Origin of the sequence: Chamaesiphon sp., from assembly GCF_041738855.1 — a bacterium.
Classification (GTDB): Bacteria; Cyanobacteriota; Cyanobacteriia; order Cyanobacteriales; family Chamaesiphonaceae; genus Chamaesiphon.
The window spans coordinates 1-4,611 of record NZ_JBGSPA010000076.1; the positions used below are offsets into that span (position 1 = coordinate 1).

General features: G+C 46.7%; 4 protein-coding genes. 3 read left to right on the forward strand and 1 reads right to left on the reverse strand.

All coding sequences use genetic code 11. The features are described 5' to 3' along the window. Positions 1 to 167: 167 nt before the first annotated feature. Genes ACEW9I_RS07945 through ACEW9I_RS07955 form a run of 3 tightly spaced genes read left to right on the forward strand, consistent with a single transcriptional unit; the run spans position 168 to position 2,725 of the window. Entirely contained in the window at positions 168 to 869 is a 702-nt protein-coding gene (locus tag ACEW9I_RS07945; protein ID WP_373539817.1) for a hypothetical protein, read from the forward strand. A 50-nt stretch (positions 870 to 919) separates the two neighbouring features. Beyond that, a complete protein-coding gene (locus tag ACEW9I_RS07950) occupies positions 920 to 2,224 on the forward strand; it encodes a hypothetical protein (protein WP_373539818.1) in 1,305 nt (434 codons plus the stop codon). A gap of 9 nt (positions 2,225 to 2,233) precedes the next feature. Continuing rightward, positions 2,234 to 2,725: a hypothetical protein gene (locus ACEW9I_RS07955; protein WP_373539819.1), complete on the forward strand. Its 492-nt coding sequence runs from the start codon at positions 2,234 to 2,236 to the stop codon at positions 2,723 to 2,725. On the opposite strand, the gene ACEW9I_RS07960 is transcribed toward ACEW9I_RS07955, so the two are convergent. Further along, entirely contained in the window at positions 2,624 to 4,117 is a 1,494-nt protein-coding gene (locus tag ACEW9I_RS07960) for a GAF domain-containing protein (protein WP_373539820.1), read from the reverse strand. The genes ACEW9I_RS07955 and ACEW9I_RS07960 overlap by 102 nt on opposite strands. Between the last annotated feature and the right edge of the window lie 494 nt (positions 4,118 to 4,611).

The window sequence follows — 4,611 nt, forward strand, 5'->3', positions numbered from 1 at the left end:
CGGCAAGTTTGGTTGGAGGAGCCACATTTATCTGTAGCTGGTATTTTTCACTTTGCTGGAGAACAAGTGTAAGTGCAGCAGTTTGATTATGTAAATGTAGGTGATGGTTTACCTTCAGCACCGATTATCTCAATCGAAGTCACATGACAATTAGGGATTAATAGCTCATGTCAGAAGTAATCCAACTTTCACTTTGGGGCTACCTGGATACGGCTGCTAGAACTCTAATAGATGCTGACTTGTTTGGATTGCTCGATCGAGTATCCGAATCGATCGAGTTTCTGCCGACGAGTGAGAAGTTAGCGGTGGCGGGGGAGGCGATCTTACGGCTGGGGGAGATTTATGGCGATCGCTGTGCGGTGACGCTGGCGGAGATTGGCTATTTGTCTCATCCAGAGCGGGAGCCTTGCTTGCCGTTGGATGCTTTCGATGTGTACGTGCGGCAATCGAGTTTTGTGGATTTGGAGCAGTTTATTGAGGCTCCAGAGCTACCGGAGGTGGAGCGAGGCTATGAGCGCAGTAGTGTGGTGCGGGAGCTGTCGGTGGCTGAGGCGTTAGCGGAAATTAGCGATGAGGTGGTAACTGAGGAAATGGAGGTAGCGCGGGTATCCGACTTGGTATTGGGGATCGCACATGGGGAGGAGATCGAGCTGTGGGCGAGTCGGATTCGAGCTGTGATGGGAGAATGTGGTCAGATGTTGTTGGTGGAGCTACAGCAGCAGTCAGGTTTGAGTTTGGTGGATGTCTGGTTGGGATTATTGTTGGGGGATACTGGTTGTTCGATTCGTCGCCAGTTGAGTTGTGAGGTAGAATTTAGTGTTGATTTCTACGATCGAGCGGGGATTTGGATTGTGGAGCTAGTAACGTAAACATCGATTGATGTCATTGAGTAATATTAGGAGGCAAGGGCAAAGTCAAGATGTCAAAACAGAATTCAGATAATCCAAGCAAATCGAATCAGTTACTCAAGGCTTTAACTCAACTAGAAATTTCTCAACTAATTAATGCACTATTAGGAGTTTTATCTTCTGAATTAAAGGAACAAGCTATCTCCCAACTTCCGGCAGATACCCAAAAAACTGTCAGACAAATCCTCGATCCATCACCGCCACTATCAGCAACGAAAGCGACTGCTGTAGCAACAGTTTCTCTGGCAAAACAGGCGGAGGTATGGGCTGGATTATGGCGAGAGTGGGATATGATTGTTTCCGAAGCTGCGGAAGAGGAAGGGAAATATATCGTTCGAGAAGCTGATTGGGAACAACCCTATTTTGACACGACTACATTTATTGAAGATTTAGAGAGTGTTGCCAATAAGATGCAGCCGCTAATCCAGATCGCATTCGAGTATGAATTTAGTCCCGAACCTGATTTTGTCACAGCACTTCTGGATGCAGAAACAGATGTTGCTTCAGGCATTCCAGATTGGATGGAAATTATGGATGGGTTGTATTTAGAGCAGCATTTAACTGATTGTGTATTGCAAGGAGAATGGCTAAATATTCGGCATCAAGGACAAGATGCTTTTCAGTTTGCAGAGTGTATTCGCGAATACGAACAGCAATTCCAGGAAATACAATTAAATAGTGGTACAGTTTTTGCATTTCTAATTCATTTGTCAGAACCAGATCGGCAGATTATTTTAGCAGGATTAACGGCAAATAAAGAAGCAGCTATTTGGAAGAGCATCTTAGCAGATATACATTCTTGTTGGCAGCAGTTTTATTTACATTCAATCGAGCAATATGCACCAGATCGTTATTTAAAAGAATTACGAACAACAATTTATCAACAGTGGCAAAATGGGTTGCCAATTATTGAGGAATTATTAAATGAACAGAATTATCCAGAAAGTTTGGTAGCAATCGAAGAAACACTTAGTTCATTACTAAAACACGATCGCAGTGATGTAGCCTGGACACCAGAAAATTCAATGCTGGTAGCTAGTCAGGGATTATATTACGATCGCAATTCAGCAAATATTAATACGTTGCTGCGCTACTATCAGCAAACTGCACAGGGATTGAATCAAACCGAACGAGCTAATGCATTAGAGATTCAACAAATAGGGATCGATCGATGGTTTAATTGGTCGAGTATGTTTGCTGCCTTTGTTGAAATTCCTCTATCGGAAATCACTCGCCAAGCTTTGTTTACATCCTGGCGAGATTATGTTGTTAGTCGAACGAAATCTTATAGCTGGAAAAAAGTCGATAGCTGGTAGCTTCATTGGTTGATTGAAAGTGTAGGCGATCGTCAAAAAGGAGTAAATTGGTTTCAAGCACAAATAACTCAATGGCTCGATAATTTACCTAATGACCGATCTCAATTATGCGAGAATTACGATCGACTGCGATTATTGACTAAAGATTTGACTGAGATCTATCATCAAGGACAATCTGGCTATCCTCAATTCGATCGAATGGTGATTCGTCCTCAAGAATTTTCTACTCAAAGTGATGAATCTCGAAGAGAGTATCTCAAAGCATCTGCACCCGATGGTTTATTCGATCTGGTGATGAATTATTGGAAAGTCAATCTTCACCAATTTGTGCCTAAACCAGAGTTAGTCCAGAATGGTGAGTACAGCAAACATGCTCAGTGGATGGTTGCTTTGAAGGAATTATCCCCACTGGACTATGAAACTCTCTTGGCGCAGTGGAAAGTGGTGCATAAACGCCGAATTAATCTGTGGAAAGCACTGAAACAAATGGGAGTGAGCTAATATGAATGTCCAAGTCACTATAAATGTTTCAACTTCCCCAACTGCAAGCAATCTAGAGAACTTGAGAACGTCCGCATCTGAGTTAACTAACAATCTCATCGGATCTACATTGCCAACCTCGACAGTTGGTACTTCGATCCTCGTTGGCTCGACCAAGCCACATGTACTCTCAAGTTCGGCAGTAGCGGCAGCCAAATCGATCGGTTGGTAAGCATCATCCTCTGGCTCTACTTCAAGCCGAGTAGCATCAAGCAGGCGATCGCTAGTCCCGATCGCATCGATCGATAGCGACAACATCAAGGCTCGTAGTGTCCGCAATTCCGGCGCATTGCTAAAAAACTCAGTATTCGCGCGCGCTAGGGCGGCGACAGCCTCCGCACGCAGGCGTTCTGCTGTGGCAGCGCGCACATTGGCGATCGCGATCGCGACCTGGCTACCAACAGCCTCCACGAAACCGCGATAGTTCTCATCAAAGGCGCGACGGGGACTGAGTGCCAAGATGAGGAATCCCGATACTCGTGCTGCCGATCGCTCGATCGGCAGGATGATTGCCGCCGCTGGTGGTACACTCCAGCTACTATCTGGCAGCCAATCAAATCGAGTCGCCAAATCGGTTATATATTCTGCTTGTCCCGCGTGCTGCACTCGTTCCAGATACCAAGGGTGACTTGCTAGCTCGATCCGATCGGGACTAGCGATCGTGCCAGATTCGATCCCCGCAGTACCGACTAGACGAGCCGAGGCAGTCGGCTCATCCATCAGATATAGCAACGCAAACGGGAGATCGGCAGGATTCTTGGCGATCTCCCGCAGACACAGTTGGCAAGCTTCCTCAACAGTTTGTGGTGTTACAGGTTGTGCTGCTAATTCGCGGAGAGTTTGCAGCTGGCGATCTCCGACTACTCGGTTGGTGGTTTCCTCGCATACACACAAGACCCCAGCCACCGCACCGCTCTCATCTCTGACCGGACTGTAAGTATAGTTAAAATAACACTCCTCTAGATCGCCATCGCGGTCGATCGTCAGCAGCCCATCTTCAATCCGAATTGTCTCACCTTGCTGCATGACAGCAGAGATCGTCGGCTCGATCGTCTCCCAAACTGCTTGCCCACACTCACAACCTGGTTTCCCTAGTGCTTGAAGATGCTTGCTAGTACCCAAAAGCGGGCGATAGGCATCATTATAAAACTGAATCAGTTCCTGCCCCCACCACAAAAAAACTGGCTGCTGTGCAGTCAGCACAATACTCAGTACTGTCTTCAAAATCCCCGACCAGCTCGACGGTTCGCCCAAAGGGGTTTGCGACCAGTCATACTCGCCGATCGATTCAGCCATCGCACTACCCTTCACAAACATAATGCTATTCGCAGCTATTTGTTGTTCTGAAGACATCGCGACAATAGCCCTAAGTACTGAAGATATATATTGGTTAATTATAGCGTCCGATCGATTCAGCGCACATGCCACTAGTCTCAGAGATGATGGCGATCGTAGTCCTTTACCCCACCCCAGCCCTCCCCTTGAACAGGGGAGGGGGCAACAGCCCCCTGATGAAGGGGGTTGGGGGGTAAATAAACCTCAACCGAAACTAATTTTTATTTGTGTAGATCCGGCAGCTTTTTAAAAGGACTTTCAAAATACAATTAACAAACCGTCCGAGCGTAGCAATTACCTACTCAACAATCCACATATAGCAGTCACCAAGGTGGTTAAGACATGCTTAAATCTCAGTCCGCGTAGCGATGCGCGATACGTAGGCTTTGCCGAGGGTTTAGCGACCCAAATCACGCGGAGGTTCCCTCCGCATGTGTTTGGGTCAAGACAGCGCATCAGCGACCGAAATCGCGCTGAGGTCTCCTCGTGCTAAGCGTTTCGGTCAAGACAAG

Bases quoted from the DNA above. Each gene is read 5' to 3' on its own strand.
- ACEW9I_RS07960 (WP_373539820.1), bottom strand. From the start codon at position 4,117: ATGTCTTCAGAACAACAAATAGCTGCGAATAGCATTATGTTTGTGAAG.
- ACEW9I_RS07950 (WP_373539818.1), top strand. From the start codon at position 920: ATGTCAAAACAGAATTCAGATAATCCAAGCAAATCGAATCAGTTACTC.
- ACEW9I_RS07945 (WP_373539817.1), top strand. From the start codon at position 168: ATGTCAGAAGTAATCCAACTTTCACTTTGGGGCTACCTGGATACGGCT.